This window comes from Sphingobium sp. JAI105, from assembly GCF_015752145.1.
In the GTDB taxonomy this organism is placed as follows: domain Bacteria; phylum Pseudomonadota; class Alphaproteobacteria; order Sphingomonadales; family Sphingomonadaceae; genus Sphingobium; species Sphingobium xenophagum.
Window position 1 is genome coordinate 15,645 of sequence record NZ_JADOUC010000001.1, and the last position, 19,067, is coordinate 34,711.

27 protein-coding genes and 1 tRNA gene are annotated in these 19,067 nt (G+C 61.8%); 23 read left to right on the top strand and 5 right to left on the bottom strand.

Going from position 1 to position 19,067, the window contains the following annotated elements; all coding sequences use genetic code 11:
* Positions 1–101 precede the first annotated feature (101 nt).
* From IWY39_RS00110 to IWY39_RS00130, 5 genes are read left to right on the top strand one after another with little or no spacing between them, the layout of a single operon-like run.
* Positions 102–458: a phage tail assembly protein gene (locus IWY39_RS00110; protein WP_196871273.1), complete on the top strand. Its 357-nt coding sequence runs from the start codon at positions 102–104 to the stop codon at positions 456–458.
* Positions 458–595, top strand: a complete 138-nt coding sequence (locus IWY39_RS00115) for a GpE family phage tail protein (protein WP_196871274.1) — start codon at positions 458–460, stop codon at positions 593–595. Before IWY39_RS00110 ends, IWY39_RS00115 begins: the two co-directional genes overlap by 1 nt.
* Positions 592–2,763, top strand: a complete 2,172-nt coding sequence (locus IWY39_RS00120) for a phage tail tape measure protein (RefSeq protein WP_196871275.1) — start codon at positions 592–594, stop codon at positions 2,761–2,763. The genes IWY39_RS00115 and IWY39_RS00120 overlap by 4 nt, the downstream gene beginning before the upstream one ends.
* Complete coding sequence (locus tag IWY39_RS00125; RefSeq protein WP_231377470.1) at positions 2,763–3,167, top strand: phage tail protein; 405 nt, start codon at positions 2,763–2,765, stop codon at positions 3,165–3,167. Before IWY39_RS00120 ends, IWY39_RS00125 begins: the two co-directional genes overlap by 1 nt.
* A complete protein-coding gene (locus IWY39_RS00130) occupies positions 3,164–4,165 on the top strand; it encodes a contractile injection system protein, VgrG/Pvc8 family (protein ID WP_196871276.1) in 1,002 nt (333 codons plus the stop codon). The genes IWY39_RS00125 and IWY39_RS00130 overlap by 4 nt, the downstream gene beginning before the upstream one ends.
* A 20-nt stretch (positions 4,166–4,185) precedes the next feature.
* Here IWY39_RS00130 and IWY39_RS00135 read toward each other — a convergent pair whose 3' ends face one another.
* The 3 genes from IWY39_RS00135 to IWY39_RS00145 are packed head-to-tail and all read right to left on the bottom strand — an operon-like array spanning position 4,186 to position 5,652.
* Positions 4,186–4,512: a hypothetical protein gene (locus IWY39_RS00135; protein WP_196871277.1), complete on the bottom strand. Its 327-nt coding sequence runs from the start codon at positions 4,510–4,512 to the stop codon at positions 4,186–4,188.
* Entirely contained in the window at positions 4,509–4,862 is a 354-nt protein-coding gene (locus IWY39_RS00140) for a hypothetical protein (protein ID WP_196871278.1), read from the bottom strand. Before IWY39_RS00140 ends, IWY39_RS00135 begins: the two co-directional genes overlap by 4 nt.
* Before the next feature lie 25 nt (positions 4,863–4,887).
* A complete protein-coding gene (locus IWY39_RS00145; RefSeq protein ID WP_196871279.1) occupies positions 4,888–5,652 on the bottom strand; it encodes an XRE family transcriptional regulator in 765 nt (254 codons plus the stop codon).
* Positions 5,653–5,737: 85 nt separating this feature from the next.
* Between IWY39_RS00145 and IWY39_RS00150 the strand changes: the two genes are divergently transcribed.
* From IWY39_RS00150 to IWY39_RS24505, 17 genes are all read left to right on the top strand, one after another.
* Positions 5,738–6,082, top strand: coding sequence for a transcriptional regulator (locus IWY39_RS00150; protein ID WP_196871280.1), 345 nt, complete (start codon positions 5,738–5,740; stop codon positions 6,080–6,082).
* Positions 6,079–6,546, top strand: coding sequence for a hypothetical protein (locus IWY39_RS00155; protein ID WP_196871281.1), 468 nt, complete (start codon positions 6,079–6,081; stop codon positions 6,544–6,546). The genes IWY39_RS00150 and IWY39_RS00155 overlap by 4 nt, the downstream gene beginning before the upstream one ends.
* On the top strand, positions 6,530–7,003 hold the full coding sequence (locus tag IWY39_RS00160) for a hypothetical protein (protein ID WP_196871282.1): 474 nt from the start codon (positions 6,530–6,532) through the stop codon (positions 7,001–7,003). Before IWY39_RS00155 ends, IWY39_RS00160 begins: the two co-directional genes overlap by 17 nt.
* Positions 7,000–7,350 carry an ogr/Delta-like zinc finger family protein gene (locus tag IWY39_RS00165; RefSeq protein WP_196871283.1) on the top strand — a complete coding sequence of 117 codons (351 nt, stop codon included), beginning with the start codon at positions 7,000–7,002 and terminating at the stop codon, positions 7,348–7,350. Before IWY39_RS00160 ends, IWY39_RS00165 begins: the two co-directional genes overlap by 4 nt.
* A 69-nt stretch (positions 7,351–7,419) precedes the next feature.
* Complete coding sequence (locus IWY39_RS00170; protein WP_196871284.1) at positions 7,420–7,638, top strand: hypothetical protein; 219 nt, start codon at positions 7,420–7,422, stop codon at positions 7,636–7,638.
* A complete protein-coding gene (locus tag IWY39_RS00175) occupies positions 7,635–10,271 on the top strand; it encodes a toprim domain-containing protein (protein ID WP_196871285.1) in 2,637 nt (878 codons plus the stop codon). Before IWY39_RS00170 ends, IWY39_RS00175 begins: the two co-directional genes overlap by 4 nt.
* A gap of 175 nt (positions 10,272–10,446) precedes the next feature.
* Positions 10,447–10,728: a hypothetical protein gene (locus IWY39_RS00180; RefSeq protein ID WP_196871286.1), complete on the top strand. Its 282-nt coding sequence runs from the start codon at positions 10,447–10,449 to the stop codon at positions 10,726–10,728.
* A 17-nt stretch (positions 10,729–10,745) separates the two neighbouring features.
* Positions 10,746–11,162, top strand: a complete 417-nt coding sequence (locus tag IWY39_RS00185; protein ID WP_196871287.1) for a hypothetical protein — start codon at positions 10,746–10,748, stop codon at positions 11,160–11,162.
* Positions 11,163–11,295: 133 nt separating this feature from the next.
* Entirely contained in the window at positions 11,296–11,526 is a 231-nt protein-coding gene (locus tag IWY39_RS00190; RefSeq protein WP_196871288.1) for a hypothetical protein, read from the top strand.
* Positions 11,523–11,969, top strand: a complete 447-nt coding sequence (locus tag IWY39_RS00195; RefSeq protein WP_196871289.1) for a hypothetical protein — start codon at positions 11,523–11,525, stop codon at positions 11,967–11,969. The genes IWY39_RS00190 and IWY39_RS00195 overlap by 4 nt, the downstream gene beginning before the upstream one ends.
* A gap of 12 nt (positions 11,970–11,981) precedes the next feature.
* The gene (locus IWY39_RS00200) at positions 11,982–12,269 is read left to right on the top strand and encodes a hypothetical protein (protein ID WP_196871290.1); all 288 of its coding nucleotides are present in this window, start codon (positions 11,982–11,984) and stop codon (positions 12,267–12,269) included.
* Positions 12,266–12,769: an ASCH domain-containing protein gene (locus tag IWY39_RS00205; protein ID WP_196871291.1), complete on the top strand. Its 504-nt coding sequence runs from the start codon at positions 12,266–12,268 to the stop codon at positions 12,767–12,769. Before IWY39_RS00200 ends, IWY39_RS00205 begins: the two co-directional genes overlap by 4 nt.
* A complete protein-coding gene (locus IWY39_RS00210; protein WP_196871292.1) occupies positions 12,766–13,137 on the top strand; it encodes a hypothetical protein in 372 nt (123 codons plus the stop codon). The genes IWY39_RS00205 and IWY39_RS00210 overlap by 4 nt, the downstream gene beginning before the upstream one ends.
* Complete coding sequence (locus tag IWY39_RS00215; RefSeq protein WP_196871293.1) at positions 13,134–13,898, top strand: DNA methyltransferase; 765 nt, start codon at positions 13,134–13,136, stop codon at positions 13,896–13,898. The genes IWY39_RS00210 and IWY39_RS00215 overlap by 4 nt, the downstream gene beginning before the upstream one ends.
* On the top strand, positions 13,888–14,148 hold the full coding sequence (locus tag IWY39_RS00220; protein ID WP_196871294.1) for a hypothetical protein: 261 nt from the start codon (positions 13,888–13,890) through the stop codon (positions 14,146–14,148). The genes IWY39_RS00215 and IWY39_RS00220 overlap by 11 nt, the downstream gene beginning before the upstream one ends.
* Positions 14,145–14,690, top strand: coding sequence for a hypothetical protein (locus IWY39_RS00225; protein ID WP_196871295.1), 546 nt, complete (start codon positions 14,145–14,147; stop codon positions 14,688–14,690). The genes IWY39_RS00220 and IWY39_RS00225 overlap by 4 nt, the downstream gene beginning before the upstream one ends.
* 153 nt (positions 14,691–14,843) lie before the next feature.
* Positions 14,844–16,427 (top strand): recombinase family protein, encoded by a 1,584-nt coding sequence (locus IWY39_RS24505; RefSeq protein ID WP_443019992.1) that lies wholly within the window; start codon positions 14,844–14,846, stop codon positions 16,425–16,427.
* Here IWY39_RS24505 and IWY39_RS00240 read toward each other — a convergent pair.
* A tRNA-Met gene (locus IWY39_RS00240) sits at positions 16,384–16,460 on the bottom strand. The genes IWY39_RS24505 and IWY39_RS00240 overlap by 44 nt on opposite strands.
* A gap of 97 nt (positions 16,461–16,557) precedes the next feature.
* Complete coding sequence (locus IWY39_RS00245; protein ID WP_107123613.1) at positions 16,558–17,400, bottom strand: alpha/beta hydrolase; 843 nt, start codon at positions 17,398–17,400, stop codon at positions 16,558–16,560.
* 133 nt (positions 17,401–17,533) lie between these two features.
* Here IWY39_RS00245 and IWY39_RS00250 point away from each other — a divergent pair, with 133 nt between their 5' ends.
* Complete coding sequence (locus IWY39_RS00250) at positions 17,534–18,943, top strand: circularly permuted type 2 ATP-grasp protein (protein WP_026002081.1); 1,410 nt, start codon at positions 17,534–17,536, stop codon at positions 18,941–18,943.
* The last annotated feature ends 124 nt before the right edge of the window (positions 18,944–19,067 follow it).

A 19,067-nucleotide genomic window follows, 5' to 3' on the forward strand; every position in this document is an offset into this window, starting at 1 on the left:
GCCCAATGCGGGGCGGTCATCCGGTGGCGGGCCGATAGGGGTATTCCTCTCCTGTTAACCCTATCGGCCCAATCCGCCCCGCCGCCCAGGAGGAACCCCGCATGAGCGACCCCGCCGAAATTGCCGCCGTCACCCAACCGAACAATCGCTTCGAAACCGTTACTCTCGCCACGCCCATCCAGCGCGGGGAAACCACCATCGAAAAGCTGACCCTGCGAAAGCCCAAGGGCGGTGAGCTTCGCCGTCTATCGCTGCAGGATATTCTGACCAGCGACGTCGGCACGATCCTGACCCTAATCCCTCGCATTTCCGATCCGATCCTGACCGAAGATGAAGCCGAAGCGCTGGAAGCCGACGACCTGGCTGAAATCGGCGGGGTGATCCGTGGTTTTTTTATGACGGCGGCGGAGAAGAAGGCGATCGAAAGCTACGTCGCCAATCAACTCCCGAAGACTTGATGGCCAATATTGCGGCGGTGTTCCACTGGCCGCTGTCCGAATTGCGCGATCTGGCGCTGGATGAACTGATCGAGTGGAGCGGGCGGGCAACCGACCGCTTCAACGCCATGTGGGGCGGAAAGGACGGCGGGAAATGAACAACAAACTGTCCCTGCTTGTAAACTTCGTCGGCGTCGACAAGATGTCCGGTGCGATGAAGAATATCATCGGCTTGGGCAACAAAGGGTCAAAGTCACTTCGCGCCCTGGCCGGCGATTCTCGGAAGCTGACAAACGAGCTGAAATCCGTGCAGCGCGAAATAGCCAAGGGCGCAGGCAACATTACCCAGCTGGTCGATCGCGAACGGGATCTCGAACGCCAGCTCGTACAAACCAACAGGCACCTGGAGCGGCAGAAGCATCTGGCCGCGATTGATGCGGACAAGGCCGCCATGCAACGCCGTGGCGAGCATCTGAAAGGCAAAGGTCGCGACAATGTCGTGGGCGGCGCAACCATGGCCGCGCCAATCATCCTGGCGGTCAAGGCGGCCGCTGATTTTTCCAGCGGCATGGTGGATATCCAGCAAAAGGCGGACCTGTCGGATGCGGCGACCCGGCGCATGGCTGACAATATCGTCAACGCTGCGGCCGCCGCCAAGCAGATGCCCGAAGCGATGCGCGCGGGCGTCGACGTCCTGTCCGGCTTCGGCATCGATCCGCGCCTCGCCACCCGCATGATCGCGCCGATCGGACGGCTCGGCACCGCGTTCAAGGTCGAGATCGCGGACGGCGCGGCTGCGGCTTATGCCAATCTCAATAACCTGAAAGTGCCGGTTGGCCAGACCGCCCGCGCGCTCGACGTCATGGCCGCCGCTGGCAATGCCGGTGCGTTCGAGGTCAAGGACATGGCCCGCCATTTTCCTGGCCTGACCGCGCAAATGCAGGCGCTGGGGCAAAAGGGCGTCCCTGCAGTGGCGGACCTGTCGGCGGCGCTCCAGATCGCGCGACGCGGGGCTGGGGATGCCGACGAAGCGGCCAACAACGTCCAGAACCTGCTGAGCAAGATCAATGCCCCCGGCACGGTCAAGGCTTTCCAGAAGAATTTTGGCATCGATCTGCCTGCCGCCCTGAAAGCGGCTTACGCCAAGGGGAAGACGCCACTCGAAGCCATCGCCGAACTATCCAAAAAGGCGACCGGCGGTGACATGACGAAGCTTGGCTATCTGTTCGAGGATATGCAGGCGCAGTCCGCCCTGCGATCGATGATCCTGAATATGCAGGATTTCCAGAAGATGCGCGCGCAGATCGCAGCATCCTCCGGCACCGTCGATCGCGCGTTCAATCAGCGGGTCGCAGCCGATGCCACCGTGCAATGGCGCGCCTTCCTTGGCACGGCCTCTCGCCTGGCGATCGTGCTGGGGACGACGCTGTTGCCGGTCGCCACGCAAGTCCTTGGAATGATGTCGGGCGCTGCGGAAAGCGTGGCGGCATGGGCGCAGGCCAATCCCGGTCTGGCTGCGGGCATCATGAAGGGCGCGGCGGCGCTGATCACTCTGCGCATCGGCCTCGGCGTGGCGCAATATGCGCTTGGCGCGGTGCTGGGTCCGCTGGGCAGCGTGATCGCCATCGCCCGTAAAGCCGCGCCGGTGCTGGGCATCCTACGCACGGCCGCCCTGTTTCTGGCCCGTGGCGTATTGCAGGCGGGCGCAATGATGCTGGCCAACCCCATGGTGCTGGCGATCACCGCCATTGTCCTGGCGATCGGCGGCGCGGCCTATTTGATCTATACCCATTGGGACAAAATCAAGGCGGCATTCTTTGGTGGGGTCGCTGCGGTGAAGGGGCTGCTCAACGGCTTCCCAGCCTGGATGAAGAATATTGGATCGATGATGATGAGCGGGCTTTTGTCGGCCATCAATCCGGTGGCGCTGGGTTCGCGGCTGATCAGCATGGCCAAGCACGGCATCACCGCCTTCAAAAACTATCTCGGCATCAAAAGTCCGTCCCGTGTTTTCATGGCGCTCGGCGGGCATGTCGCGGGCGGTCTGGAACGCGGTATAGACGGCAACCGCAACGGCCCCGTCCGCGCCGCTGGGCGCATGGCGGCAGGCGTATTGGCGGCGGGATCGATGGCCATGGCCCCGGCAGGCGCAGCCGGGCGCGGCGCTGGCGGCGCAGGCAGGGCAGGGGGGGACACCTACCACATCACCCTGCAGATCCAGCAGCTGCCCGGCGAAGATGCCGAAGCGCTGGCCCGGCGCGTGATGGAAAAGATCGAGCAGCTGAAGGCACGCAAGTCCCGTTCAAGCTATGAGGATGATCGCTGATGGCATCCCTCCCGCTCAGCCCCGCCCACCTGATGACGCTCGGCATGTTCATCTTCGGCATGGACTCCATCCCCTATCAGGATCTGCAACGCCGCATGAGCTGGCGGCATGAAGAGAGTGAACGCTTCGGCAGGCGTGCCGCCAGCCAGTTTGCCGGGCCGGGGGATGACGCCATCACCATCGCCGCGCTGGTCGTGCCGGAAGTGGCGGGCAGCTATGGCGCGATCGATAGGCTGGTCGAGATGGCCGATACGGGCGACAATTGGCCGTTGGTCGATGGGCTGGGCCGGGTGCTTGGCCAATATCGCATCGAAACGATCGACATAGGCCATGTCGGCATCATGGCGGGCGGTCTGCCACGCGGCCAGAATTTCACCATGGAATTGAAGCGGGTCGACGGATGACCGCGAACAGGGCCGGTGCGCGCCTGACGCTCGACGGTGTCGATCTGGCCGACAAGATCAACCCGCGCCTGGTGGAACTCACTCTCACCGAAAAGCGCGGCGGGGAGGCGGACGAACTGTCCGTCACCCTCCAAAATGCCGATGGCAAGCTGGCGATGCCAGACCCCGGCAAGGTGCTGGCGCTGGCGCTGGGATGGGAACAGGGCGACGATGTGCCGGTCGGCCTGGTCGACAAGGGCCGCTTCAAGGTGGATGAGGTAGAGGCATCCGGCCCGCCAGACCGGATCATGATCCGCGCCCGCTCCGCCGATCTCTCGGGCAGCTACCGCCAGCGCCGCACCAAAAGCTGGAAGGCGACAACGCTGGGCGCGGTACTGAGTGAGATCGCGGCGCGCCATGGCATCACTGCGCAGGTCCATCCCGATCTGGCCGGAAAGCCGATCGCCGCGCTGGATCAGAACGGCAAGAGCGACATGGCCATGGTCCGCGATCTGGGCAGCCGCTACGACGCCGTCGCGACATGGAAAGACAGGCGGCTGATCTTCATGCCCGTGGGCAGCGCGACGACGGCGGGCGGCAAGCCGATCCCGTCCCGCACTCTGACCCGGCAGGATGGCTGGACATGGACTTTCACCCGCGCCGAGCGGGATGAGAATGACGGGGTGGAGGCCGAATATCACGACCAGGCCGCCGGTCGCCGCAAAAAGCACAAGACCGGCGGGAACAACCCCAAACGCCTGAAGCGTGTCTATGCGACGGAGGCTGACGCCAAACAGGCGGCGACGGCGGAAGCGAAGAAGCGCGCGCGCGGCGGCTTCAAATTCGAATATGATCTGGCCATCGCGGACTGCCGTATCCAGCCCAACCAGCGCATCACCCTGTCGGGCTGGAGCAAGGCGATCGATGCGGTCAAATGGCTGGTCGATACCGTTGAAACCACCCATAATAGCGGCGGCATCCGTCAGAAGGTCACATTGGAGGGCGCGCCTGCATCATAATCAGTCGGTCGCGTGGCCTATCACTTATCAGCATCTACCAAAATATACGGCGTGTTGATGCCTAATTTTGTTAAATTGATGTGGGCATGACATCCACCGTCGAATTGTGCACCTCCTCCGAACGAGCAATCGATCCCTTGGGCGATCAGATACTTGTACAACTGTTCGGCCTGTCGCATGGATTCTGGATTTGACCCATGCACGCCGACACCAAACTTGTGAGGGTAATCTTTCATTTTTTGGAACCACGACGCCAAGACGTCCTCGGTCATCGTTGACGGTTGTTTGCCGAGGTTAACAATGTTGTCCCCATTTACATTGTTTTGACTAAAAGTGTCTCCCATCACGGCCTCCGTTCAATTATCATTTGGTTCGGGCCATTTATATTGTTCTGTTCGTAATGCTCTCCGCTGGGCCTTTGAGAATTGTTTAGGAAGCCGGTCTCCTGATTTTCGATTTTTCGAGGCTTCATCCAGATGCACCAGCACATAATACCCCATAGGATCAGGCCCAGAACAAGCGCCGCGATCGCTGTAGCCTGCCTTCCAGTGATGTTGACCTTCAACGCTTCTCCGATCGATTTCGCAGGTGCATCTAAGACACCCCAAGCGTCAAAGATCTTGCCAGCGAAAATGCTCAGGACGCCGGAGACCGCCGCACCGACAACGGTTACCGCCGTTTTGCTCGATAAGCTCATGCACACTCCCTGACGCCGGGCACAATCACACCTTTCGCACGATCGCCACGACTCGCCCGACAATATTCATCTCGCCATCATAGGCGACCTCTTCGGGCCAGTCGGGATTGATCGACAATATCCGCATCCCGCCCTCCTTGGTCGGCCGTAGCGCCTTGATCATCCCCATGCCGTGCATGTCGATCGCCCAGAACTGATCCCACATGCGCGGCGTATTCTGCATTGTGTCGATCAGCAGGATGTCATGCTCCAATATGGCGGGCATCATCGATATGCCGTTGCCCGTTGCCCAGAACAGATTGTCGAAAGGCGAGTCGCTAAACTGCCTTATCCACGCACGCGAAAAGGTGCGCATCCGGCTCTTCACGCTCATGTCGTGGATATAGGCACCGCCCAGCCCATAGGCGACGTTGAACTCGGCCAGCTCCACCGTGTCGCTATGGTCCGAAACGGCTGTCGGTTTATGTTCAAGAAGCTGATGTGGTTTGCTTAACTTCTTGCGACCTGTGCCCGCGCGGATGGCGGCGAGATCGTCTTCTGTGATTTCAGTGCCAGTATCATCGAACATGTCGATTTTTTCGTCAGTTAGGCCTGCAAGCCACCGCAGGTTGACGGCAAGATTTTCCGCAATTTTTGGAAGGAGCCGGGAGTTTCGAGTGGCACCCGTCAAAATTTGACTGATTGCTCCCTGAGTGGCCCCAACAGCTGCCGCCAAATCTTCTTGTGTCGAACCTATCTCTTCCATGCGCTCTCGCAGGCGGATCGCGGTCAGAGGGAGCTTTTGAGACATAGGTTTAGGGCATACCGAACGAGCGCTAATATTTATCATTAGTTTCCTCTTGACCGATCATTAGATCACTAATATGCACTAATGCATGAACATGAAACTCACCCGCTTTGAAGCGCTTAGGCTCGCAATTGAGGCCTACGGCACACAGGAGGCCGCCGCCGATGCGTTCGGGGTATCGCAGTCGTCCGTCAGCCGGTGGCTCAGTCATTCCAAACAGATGCCTGTTGATCATGTGCTGCAGGCGGAAGCGGATACCGGCATTTCCCGTCATATTCTGCGCCCCGATATTTATCCTGATGAGCCGAGCGCATCCCAGTCCCGCAGGATTTCCACGGATCAGTTCGCCGACATTCGTTTCGTAGGTACGGATCGTCGTGCAGGTAACGGCAATCGGGCTACCAATTTGGACAATGCGGGGGCAGTTGGGTGACCAAAGATCGTCGGCCTCTCACGCCCTATCGCGCGCTGTCCCGTATTGCCGACCTGCTGGGTTGGGATGGGTGCGCTGAAGTCATCGGCAAATCTGAATGGTCAGTTCGCAAATTTAGCGATCCCGACGCCGGGCGCTCGATTAGCCTGCACGACGCCATCAGGCTTGATATTGCATTTCGTAATGCGGGAGGATCTGGCGCACCCCTCTTTGAATGCTACGCCAGTCGGCTCGATCTCCTGTTCGGAACGGAAGATGGGCATCTTGCTTGCTTGCTCGACGTGTCTGGCAAAGCCGCCAAGGAAGCGGGGGAGGCTGTGGCGGCTGCATTGAACGCAGCCGCCAACACCTGCGATCCATCAGCTCGCCTCAAGGCTATCACTGAAATCGAAGAAGGCATTGCGGCTTTCCAAACGGTGCGTGCCACACTCGGACGGGGAGGCTTTGATGACCAAGGAGCGTGATCCCGCAACTGTTGAGCAGGCGGTTTTCCTCGTAAGCGAAAGGATCGGTTGGCAACGAATGGCCGAGATATGTGGTCTCCGGTCCGAACAGGCAGTTCGCTATTGGTCCGACCCCGATAATCCAACCTGCGTCACGGTTGAAAATGCAGCCAGGCTTGATGCCGCCTTTCTGCAGGATGGGGGGCTATATGCCCCGATAAGCTTGGCCATGGCTGCTCGTATTAGGCTGATCGTCGCGCAGGCTGAGTTGAACCAAATCGAACCGCATGATGCCGCCAGCCAGCTTGCGTTTTCAAGTGGGGCAGCCGTCGTCGAACTGATTGCGATGAATAACGCGCGCGGCCCCAAGGGATCGAAAATTCGGCAGCGTGCCAAGCGCGCAATGGAAAATGCTTTGATGGCTTTGTTGGGCGGCCTCGCCGCGCTTGACCTTCAGGAAAAGGGAAACCTGTCATGACCCGCCCTTTGATCGAAGCGCCCCTCCAATTCCGCACCAGCTCTGGCGGCGAACGCGCCAAGCATAATGCGCTGATCACCTGCCCGAAATGCGAAGCGCCCAGCTTCATCCGGCGCAGCACCCGCGTGACCGAACGGGTCAAGCATATCGACGCGCACTGCACGAACACCGGTTGCGGCCACACCTTCGGCCTCGAACTGGTGTTCCGCCATTCCTACAATCCCGGTCTGCTTGAACGGCCCGACCTCGATTTGCCGGTCTGTCCGCGCGATCAGGTGCCGCATATCCTGCCGCCAGAACGTGGCCGGGACGATCCGAACCAGATCACCATGTTCGGCTCCGGCTGACCGCCGCACCGCATCCATCGATCCAGACCAGATTTCAATGACGCCCGCGCTGCGGGCGAGGGGGACGCTTTGCCTGTTACCAATCAACCGCCCTGCGACGGCTGCGGCACCCGCTACCGCACTTTGTTCAACGCCTTCATGTCTGGTCGCGGTTTCGTCGCGCTCTGCGGCGCCTGCGTTGAACCCGCGCGCGGCCTGGCCCGCGCTTACACCGGTCCTTACCCGATCCGCTCACCCAAAACCAATGCACCTGACCTGCGCCTTATCGCCGGGGGCGCGCACCGGTGAGCCTTGAAGCCGACATTCTCAAAAGCCTGAACGACCGTTTCCGCTTCAAAAAGACGAAAGGGGATTGGCTGCAGGAAGGGATTTGCCCGGATTGCAAAAAGCCCGAACTCTTTTGTTCGGCCAAAGACCCCAAGATCGTCCGTTGCGGGCGGCAGGAACGCTGTGGTTGGGAAGACAGCGTCCGCAACCTGTTCCCCGACCTGTTCGAAAACTGGTCCAGGCGCTTCCCGGCGACCGATGCCAATCCCAACGCTGCCGCCGACGCCTATCTGTCACACGAACGCGGCTTCGATCTACAGCATCTGCGCGGTGCCTACACGCAGGAAACCTATGCGGAGGGCAACCAGTCGGCCGCGACCGTGCGTTTTCCCATCGGCCCGACCTATTGGGAACGCATCATCGATCGTCCCGGGCGCTTCGGCAAGAAGGCGCACTTCCAGCGCGGCGGCAAGCCCGGCGGGCATTGCTGGATGCCGCCCAGGCGCTCGATCGAGGACTACGCCCAGGCGGACAGCATCTGGATCTGCGAAGGCATCTTCAACGCCATTGCTCTCGACCAGGGCGCTGGCCAGCTCGCCGTGTCGGCCATGTCCTGCAACTACTGGCCCGAACATTTCCTTGATCAGGTCAAGGAAGCCCTGCGCACCCTGAAGCGCGCCACCCGACCCGAATTGGTCTTCGCCTTCGATCCCGGCGGCGCTGGCGTCAAATGGGCGCGCAAATTCGTCGACCGCGCTCATGTCGAAGGGTGGCAGGCCACAGCCGCGCAGGTCCGCCCTGATGGCGAAGGCACCACGCTCGACTGGAATGACCTCCTCCTGCGCCACCAGCAATGGAAGGATGATCCCGAACTCGCGCCCCTCGGCCCCGCGAAAATCGAGGAGTATCTGTGGAACGGCGCGGTCACCATTGCCAAGACGCCGCGCGAAAAGGCCAAGCTGATCTACGAACGCACGAAGCTGGCCAGCTTCGATTTCCGCCATGGCAACCGCCTGTGGTGGTGCCGCGTCACCTATGACGAAGATCAGACCCGCAACCTGCTGGTCGATGAAATCGCCAACTGCGCCTTTCGGATGCTCTATCGCGAACGGGACGAAGTTGCCGACGAAACCAACTATTTCCTGCAGGTCGATTTCCCTGATCAGCCCACGGTAAAAGCCCGCTTCACCGCCGCCGCCTGTTCCAACTCCGCTGAATTCAAGAAGCGGATGATGGCCTTTGCGGGCATGTGGAGCGGGACGGGCGACCAGCTGGACCGGCTGATCCGCAACCAGACGCGCAAGCTGAAGGTCGTCGAACCCATCCCCTTCACCGGCTATTCCGCGCCCCACCGCGCCTGGCTGTTCGGTGACTTTGCCGTGCGGGAAGGGCGCGTCGAACGGATCAACACCGAAAATTATTTCGACTTCGGCAAGCAGGCGGTGAAGCTGCGCAGCCCCGAAAAGCTGCTCGATATCCATTACGACCCCGACCGGATCAAATTCGATTGGGTCGATGACATTTGGACCGCCTTCGGGCCAAAGGGCCTGATCACGCTTTCCTTTTTCGTGATGAGCTTCTTCGCGGTGCAGATCCGCGAACGCAATAAATCGCTCGGCTTCCTTGAACTGACCGGCCCTCCCGGTTCCGGCAAATCGACCCTGATCGAATTCTGCTGGAAGCTGGCAGGTCGCGCCGGATATGAAGGCTTCGACCCGAACAAGGGCACCACCGCCTTTATCGCGCGCAGCTTCCTCAAGGTCAGCAACCTGCCGGTCGGCCTCATGGAAAGCGGCCGCGACGAAGAAAAGCGCAGCGGCAATCGCCAGTTCGATCCCAACGAACTGCTGATCCTCTACGGCGGACGCTCCCCGCGCGGCCTGGGCCAGAAGTCCGGCGGCTATGAAACCACCGAGCCGCCCTTTCTCGGCTCGATCTACCTCATGCAGAATGAACGGATCGACGCCCATCCGGCGGTGCTGGAACGGCTCATGTCCATGGCGATCGACAAGTCGCGCTGGTCCGAAACGACCCGCGACGCCGCCATCAGGCTTGAACAATGGCCGATCGAGGACGTGTCCGGCACCATCGTTCATGTCGTGCGGAGCGAGGCGAAATTCCTCCCCTTCTTCTTTGAACGCTTCACCCACCACGATCGGGACATGCCCAAGCGCGTTCCCGGCCTGGTCAACAGCCGCCCGATAAAGACCCATTCGCAACTTGCCGCCGCCGTCGAAGCGCTGCCCCGGCTGTTCCCCACCATTCGCCCCGAATGGACTGCCGAAACGCTCCAGATGGTCGATGCCATGGCGCTCGATCGCCAGAACAGTTGCGGCGGCGACCACCCGCTGGTGTCCCGCTTCTGGGAACAGGTCGATTACCTGCTCGATCGCGAACGCACGGACGATCACGCCAGCGGCAAATCGCTCAACCAGCACCGCGATCCCAACCTGATTGCCATCCGCCTGGTCGATTACGAAGCCCGCTGCCGCAACGCGGGCCTCCAGCCCCCTGAAATGGACAAGCTGCGTAAACTGCTGCGCGGCTCCAAGTCGCGCAAGTTCGTCGCGACCAAGCCCGTCAACAACCCCGTGGAGCATGTCGTCCACTGCTGGGTCTTCGACAATCCCCAAAAGCCGGAGAATATCCTGTGACCAAGCGAAGCATCGCCGGGCCGTCGCATGCCGACGCCGCCATCCCCAGCACCTTCATCTGCGCCGCCTGTGAAGCCGAACATATCAGCGCCGACGCCACCCTGCCGCAGGGCTGGGCGATCCGCCACGGCGTCGCCCGCTGTCCCGACTGCCGTCCCACTAAAAGGAGATTGCCATGTCACGCATCCACCGTTGCGACGTCCCCGGCTGTACCCGCACCCGCGCCAGCTGGCAGCGCCTCTGCACCCCATGCTTCGAAGCGCTCCCGCGCGAAATCCGCAACCGCATCATCGAAACCCGCCGCCTCGGCCGCAACCCGGACTGGCGCGCCGCCTGCAAAAAAGCAGCCCGCTACCTCGCCCAGATCGCGCGCCCACCCCGTGCGCCCATCCGCCCACGGGTAACCCCGCAACAAGCCTTCGCCAATCAGCAGCGCCTGCTCGGTGAGCAGGACTGAAGCGGAAAGATACGCTCATGATCCACGTCATAATGCCCCGCAAGTGCGGCAAAACCACTGGGCCGGTCTCGCTGGTGACACCCGACGATATCGCCGTCGCCCGCATCGCACTCTATGTTGCCTCGATCCTCCGCAATGTCGATCAGGTGGCTCTGCGCGATCTGAGTGACCGCTTGGCTACCGCCGCGCGCGATGATTGCATCCCCCGCTATGCCGACAACAGCCAGCTCGTCCGCATCATGCAGCGGCTTGGCTGGCGTAAACACGGTTATGTCGGGGAGGGGCGCGGTCGCAGCCCACTCTACCGCCGTGTCTCCAGCGGTGTCCTAACCCCGATCCGCCGCCCGGCGCCTGCGCCTCGACCCGCGCCGATGGGTGACGAATGCCCTTGCGAAGATTGCGCAGGTCCACACTCGGCAGGTGCGCCGCGATGACGCCCCCCCCTCCCGTTCACCCCGCCGCCGCCCTCGCAATCGGTATCGCATCCGCCTTGCTCTGGCTGGCCACATTTCCCGCGCTTCGCTGGCTTTGCATCAGCGTCGACAGCCTTTTTTCAAGGATTATCCCGTGAAAGATCATCCCCGCACACGAACCGGCTTTGACGCCGATGACCTTCCCGCACCCAATTGCTGGCGGACGACAGAACTCGCGATCCTCGATCGCGAATATCCCACCGGCGGCTCCGCTACCGTGCATCGCCTGCTGCCCCACCGGACGCGCCGGACCATCCAGCAGGTCGCCTGGACACGCGGCATCCGCAAACAGCGCCGACAGGCGCAAGGGGAAGCCCGCGCATGATTACCGATCAGCAAAAGGTCGATCTGCAGATGCTCTGGCTCAATGGCTGGCCCGTCTATTCGGCGGCGACGCAGCTGGGCATCCGCCATTCGATCGCGCGCCGCCTCATCGACAAGACGAAGCGGCAGCTCACCCGCGACGGCAAGCCATGGCCTCGCGCCCTCGGCCCGACCGAGCGCCCCTTGGCAACCCTGGTGTTGCCCAAGAGGACGGCACCTCCGAGATTGGCAACACCGCCTGCGCCGCCAGCCCCGCCGCCTCCGCCACCATCGGTGCCTTTGGCCGCGCCGCCCGCCCAACCCGCCCCTCCATCGCGCGCCCGCCCGACGTTCGAAGAACAACTCGCCCGCATCGCCGCCGGCGCGCGCCTGACCCGCAAATTCAAGCCGCCGAGCCCCGACCACCCCTTCACCCTGGGCGGCGTCGGCTCCTCCCTGCTCTGAAAGGTAACCCGCATGACTAGATTCACTTTGATCCACGGCCCGATTCGCAGCGGCAAGACATTCCATAGCGATAAATTCCGGCGGCACTTTCATTGCCACGCGGCAATCGACCTGGACGACCTCCCCAAACTGCATCGCAAGGCTCAAAAAGATGGCCTGCTGTTGCTGACCAATTTGGCACCAGACATCGCAGAAAAGCGCATTCGCGAAATAGTGCGTGATGCTGATATCGACATCATCGACATCAAGACTGCCCGCCGCGCCATTGGTGTGTCGGCAGCGTGGGAGGGCGCACAATGAAAGCCCTCACCATCTGGCAGCCATGGGCTTCCCTCATCATCGCCGGGGCAAAGCCCTATGAATTCCGCAAAAACCGCGCACCGCGTTCGATCATCGATCAGCGCATCGTCATCCACGCCGGAAAACACGCCATTGAGCGGGATGAAGTGGAGGATATGCTCTGCCTCCTGACTCTGCGCCACGAACCCGATTTCACGCAGGACGCCGCCCAACTCTGCCTTCATCCCAGTAAGGCCATCCCCGTGCTGGAAGCATTCATGCGCGGCGAACTGCCCATTGGCGCGGGAATTGGCACCGCGATCGTCGGGCCATCGCGAATAGGCACAGACATCGCAGCCGAATTTGGCGTCACCCGCGCCAACGACAGCATCCGTGATGACCAGGCAAATTGGGGCTGGTCGATGCTGGACGTGCAAGAATGGAACGCACCGGTCCCCGCGCGCGGGATGCAAGGCCTGTGGCCATGGCCTGCCGCCGCCAGCTTCGCGGGGACGCTATGACCCAGCCCTTCGACCAATTCACCCGCTGGCTCTGCCCAAAATGCGGACTTGCCGGAATAGACAGCTGGAACAAGGCGCTGTTCGACGGCATCGATCATGGCGATGCACCGCTGCCCGATCCATGGATTTTGGGCACGCAATGCGACCGCTGCGTTTGGCCATGCGTGGTCAGCTACGCGAGATTTGACGTGCAGCCCACGGCGATCTTCGGCCCTTTATCAGCCGGGGCCGGATGCTTCGCCTATGAAGATAAGGCGATGGCTGCAATCTTGGCCGACCGCACCGCTGGCGAAATGCTGGCTCCCTCCGATCGACGCGATTTTGACTGGAGCCGGGGATGCTTGGCGGCAAGGGGGCAACTCCAATGACCGTCCCCGCCTTTCAAAAATCCTTCGTCGGCTTCGACCCGGCAAAGTCCGGCAGCGAACGCCATGTCGTGTCGATCGCGAGGCAGAATGTCGTGATCGCAACCCTCTACTGCGGCGACGCCTACGTCATCCGCCCGACGCTCGGCTTCATGGACGCCGACGTCATGGACCCGCCCTATGTGATCCGCGCCACCGGCGCGGGCAAATACCGCAAGCGCCGCCCGATGTTCGATCAGCTGATCGCCGACAATCTGCATCAGGGCTTCGACATGGACATCATCAACCCGCAGACCTGCGGCGCGGCGATCGTCTTTGCCCATAATGATCAGCTGGCCCAGCTACTTGCCCGCATTCAGGCCTTCCATCGCCATGCCCTGTGCGTCTGGCAAAAGACCAACCCGCAGCCCGTCGCCAACAAACATTATCGGCCTGACGTGGAATTCTACGTCCACGCATGGCAGCGCGGCTATCACCCTCAGGGCGCGGCCACCGACAAGCTGCGCGTCAGCCGCATTACATCCCCGCGCGGCCCGGCCCGCTTCGACCATCCCACCACCAAGCCCGACGAACTCATGACGAAGATCATGCGCAACGTCGCCGGTAACAGGATCTGCGACCCCTTCATGGGAACCGGCAGCACCGGCGTCGCCGCCATCCGCGCGGGAAAACACTTCGTCGGCATCGAACACAACCCCCGCCATTTCGAAACCGCCGTCACCCGCATCACCGCGGCGATCGAGGAGATGAACAATGCCGACTGATTGGGCCTGGCATGCAGGCGTCGAAGGCGAATGGTCCTACGACCTCGCCACGGAAGAGCCGACCCGCGAAGCCGCTATCGCGCAGGCGCTCCGCAATGCGGAAGATGGTGAAACCATCCAGATCGTAGAAGCGAGAATGTCGACCGCTCTTAAATATGACGACGCAGACGAAATCCCGTTCACCCACACCCGCAACCACGAAATCATCGGGACAAAGGGACCGGCGGGACTGATCGGCGGTACCGCATGACCGACCCAATCGCTGACATCCGCGCCCGCTTCGCGACGATACTCGCCGAAGTCGAAGGCGCGCTGGCGCGCCGCGAAGAACAATATCCCGCTCTCGTGCAGGCAGGCCGCATGGACCAGCAGGCCGCAATCCGCGAGATAGAGATATGGAGCGCCATCGTTGCCGACTGGCAGCGCGTCGTGACCGGCATTGGGCCGCAAGGCACACAGGCGACCCTGCAGGAAAAGATCGAGATACTGATCGAAGGCATCGCCCGCTATGGCCCCGCGCTCGGCCGCGAGATCGCCACCCTGTCAGACAACATCCGCCAGGACTGTCTGGAGATCAGCGATCACGCCTACCTGGCCGATCGCCACGGCCAGCGCGTCGCCCGCTACATCGAACTGGCCACCAGTCGCGACCGCCTCATGGATATGGCGATCCTCTACCACAGCGAACTGCCCGGCGCGCCGCTTTGGCGCGGCTTCTGGCGCGGCATCGACGCCTATCTATCCTTCCATCAAAACGCCCGCACCGCCGGAGCGCAGCGCGAAGCGGCATGACGTCATTGAGCATCCTAGATTTGGCAATTGCCATTGCGGACGACATGGCCGCCGAGGATGCTACACGCGAAGCCGAATCGCGCGGAAAGGGAATGCATGAGCTGGGCACCGGAAGGCCGTCGCGTCGCCATATACGCGCGCTTCAGCACGGACATGCAGAACGCCCTGTCAGCCGAAGATCAGATCAGGCTGTGCAAAAGCTACGCTGATCGGCAGGGGTGGGTGGTAGTCGATGCCTATTCCGACGCCGCGATTTCCGGCCAGAACAACCACCGCCCCGGATTAAACGCCATGCTTGCCGCCGCCGATCGGCGCGACGTAGATATCATTCTGGCTGAATCGCTCGACCGCATAGCCCGCGACCTGGGCGACACCGCCCATATCTTCAAACGCCTCGAATTTGCCCGCGTTGCCCTGTTCACCTGCGCCGACAACCGTGTGACGGAAATGCATATCGGCTTCATTGGCACGATGAGCGCGCTGCAGATCCGCGACCTCGGCGCGAAGGTGCGGCGTGGATCGGTCGGTCAGGTATCGCGGGGCAAGGTGCCTGGCGGTCGCTGCTATGGCTATGATGTCGCCCCTGTGATCCATGCCGACGGCAGTGTGGAATACGGCCACCGCAAGATAAATGAGGACCAAGCCGCGATCGTGCGCCGCATATTTGCTGAATATGCAGCGGGCGAAACGCCCCGAACGATCGCCCATGGCCTTAACCGCGACGGCATTCCATCCCCGCGCGGGTCGGAATGGCGGGCATCCACGATCAACGGATCAGCCGCCCGCGACTATGGCATATTGCGCAACCCCATTTATGTCGGCCGCATCCGCTATGGCCGCGTCCGCATGGTGCGCGATCCTGAAAGTCGCAAACGCTTGTCGCGCGTAGATCCGGCACCCGACCTGACAGAAGGAGCTGCACCCCATTTGCGCATCATTGACGATGCGATCTGGGAAAAGGTGCAGGCCCGCAAGCAGGCGGGAGAGCGTGTCCCATATAATTTGCAGCGCGGGCCGCGCCACCTGCTCAGCGGGCTGGTCCGTTGCGGACAGTGCGGCGGCACTTATGCTGTGATTTCCAGCGGCAGGTGGGGTTGTATGCGCCACCGCGAATCTGGCTCATGCACCAATGGCCGCCGCATAGGCACCGATCGGCTTGAACAGCGCGTATTTACCGGCCTTCAGGCTCAGCTGCTTGCCCCGGATGTCATTAGCGCCGTCGTCAAACGCTATCATGATGAACGCACCCGCTTGCGCGCGCAGCTGCAATCCTCCCGCTTTACGGCGGAACACCGGGTGGACCAACTCAAGGAAGAGATCCGTAATCTGGTCAATGCACTGGCCGCCGGGGCAGACGTTCAGGAAATCCGCGACGCGATCGAGGATCGCAAGGCAGCGCTTGCGCAGGTCGAAGCGATCCTGGCCGAACATGATGCGCTGCCAGCCATCATCCTGCATCCCCAGATCGTCACGGAATATCGCCGCCGCATCGACCTTCTTGGTCGCGCCATCGCCCAGGGCGAAAAGGCAAAGCGCTTCCTGCCTATAATCCGCAGCCTGATAGAAAGCGTCATCATCAACGACGCCCCCAACGCACCCGACCGGGCATCGCTGGAAGTAATAGGCAGCCTTGCAAGTGTCCTGGCCATAGCCACCGGCCAAAATCCCACAAAACCATCCCGGATGATTCAAGTGGTAGCGGAGGAGGGACTTGAACCCCCGACACGCGGATTATGATTCCGCTGCTCTAACCAGCTGAGCTACTCCGCCCCATGGGGCCGCGCGGGGCGTGTGGCCCTGCGGTGAGGCGGCGCTATACGCAGCAGGGGCGGGTCGGTCAACGGGGGTAATGCGGGTAGAACGCAACTTATTTGCGACGCACGCTCCAGCCTGGCGGCAGGGCCGCAGGATAAGCCGCGATCGTGCCCGAATCGATCGCGCCGACGGCTTCGTTCACCAGCGGGCCAAGCTGGCTCATGTCCGCATTATGGCCCGCGCCCGGCATGGTCAGCAAGGTAGCGGGCGTCTCCGCGGCATCGAACAGCGCGTCGGCCTGACTCAATTCCACCCGGTCGTCGGCAGTGCCCAGCATCATCACCAGCGGAGCGTGGATCTTGGTCGCGGCATCCAGATTGTTCCATTTGTCTGGCAGCAGCAGGCCGATTGCGCCCGGTGCCGATTCCGCCAGCTTGTCGAAGGTCGACAGGGTGACCACACCGGTTACCGGCGCTGTCGCCCCGACATGCAGCGCCACCGCGCCGCCCAGCGAATGGCCGACCAGAAAGACATGGGCGTCCGTTCCGACAAGTTGCCGCGCCCGCGCGACGAAGGCGCGGCCATCGGCCACCAGTCCTGCCTGTGTCGGGCTGCCCGGATTGCCGCCAAAGCCGCGATAGGACACGACGATGACATGATCGCCATGCCCAGTCAGATGTTCGGCATAGCGGGCGGCGACCCCCTGGTTCGATCCGCGCCCGTGGAAGAAGAGGATGACGTCATGATCGCCTGGATCACCCGGCCAATAATAGCCGGTCAGCGACAAACCGTCCTCGGTCCGTACCGGCAAAGGCTGGGGCGGCGCCTTGGTCCATTGGGCGACGCTGATGGGCGTGGCGTCGGCCTTGTATATCTGTTCGCGTATGCCCGAAGCGCAGGACGCCAGCATCAATGCCGCCGCGACCAGCCCTGTTTTTCTGCCCTGCATCATCATTCCCATGCCGTTTGGAGGCGGGAATAGCGTAATGGCGGGCGTCTGCGCGATTTTTCTGTTGCAATCTTTTTTGCGCCACGTCCTAATGTTGCAACGCACAACCAGCCATATTGGCTGAGGGAGGATCGACAACTTGCCCTTCCATGAAATGTTTGAGCCTGATGGTTCGATACGCCCCTGCTACGCTGAAGTGCAGAAATGGGTGGAGCGAACGGGCATTTCCGGGCTTAACCGTCGACTGGACGAGGCAGAGGCGATCTTCCGCCGCATCGGCATCACCTTTGCCGTCTATGGGGAGGGGGGCGATCCTGAACGACTGATCCCCTTCGACCTGCTGCCGCGCATCTTCACCGCGCAGGAATGGCGTGTGCTGGACAAGGGCATTCGCCAGCGCGCCCGTGCGCTCAACGCCTTCCTGCACGACGTCTATCATCGCGGGGAGATTGTGAAGGCCGGCATCATGCCCGCCGACATCATCTACCAGAACAGCGCCTATCTGGCCGAAATGGCCGACTTTTCGCCCCCCGGCAAAGTCTATAGCCATATTGTGGGCATCGACATCGTTCGCACCGGGCCGGGCAGTTTCGAAGTGCTGGAGGATAATTGCCGCACCCCGTCGGGCGTGTCCTACATGCTCGAAAATCGCGACATCATGACGCGCATGTTCCCTGAACTGTTCGCGCAGGGAATTGTCGCGCCGGTCGACGACTATCCCGCCGAGCTGTTGAAGAGCCTGAAAGAAGTCGCGCCGCCCGCCTGCACCGGCGATCCGGTCGTCGTCGTGCTGACGCCCGGATCGCTCAACAGCGCCTATTATGAGCATAGTTTCCTCGCCGACCTGATGGGCGTCGAACTGGTCGAACCGGCGGACTTGTTCGTCGATGAAGGCCGGGTGTGGATGAAAACCACGCTGGGACCAAAGGCCGTCGACGTCATCTATCGCCGTATCGACGACGAATATCTCGACCCGCTGGTGTTCCGCCCGGACAGTCTGCTGGGCGTGCCGGGCATTTTCAACGTCTATCGTAATGGCGGCGTGACGCTGGCTTCGGCACCCGGATCGGGCATCGCCGATGACAAGGCGGTCTATATCTACGTGCCCGAAATGATCCGCTTCTATCTGGGCGAGGTGCCGATCCTGGACAATATCCAGACCTGGCAATGCAGCAAGCCGGACGAATGCGCCTATGTGCTGGAAAATCTGCACGATCTGGTGGCCAAGGAAGTCCATGGATCGGGCGGCTACGGCATGTTGATCGGGCCGAAATCGTCGAAAGACGAAGTGGAGGCCTATGCCGCGCGCATCCGCGCCGATCCGGGCAAGTTCATTGCGCAACCGACGCTGGACCTGTCCACCGTCCCCACGCTCGGCCCCGCCAGCGTCGTGGGTCGTCACGCCGATTTCCGTCCCTATTGCCTGGTCGGCAAGCAATTGCGGCTGGTGCCGGGCGGCCTGACCCGCGTTGCGCTGACCGAAGGGTCGCTGGTCGTCAATTCCAGTCAGGGCGGCGGCGTGAAGGACACATGGGTCATGCAGGATTGATGATGGCTCGCCACACACACCCACATCCGTTCGGGCTGAGCTTGTCGAAGCCCTGCACGTCTCTTCAAGAAAGAACAGCCGCCTTCGGCGAAGCTCAGGACAGGCTTCGACAGGCTCAGGGCGA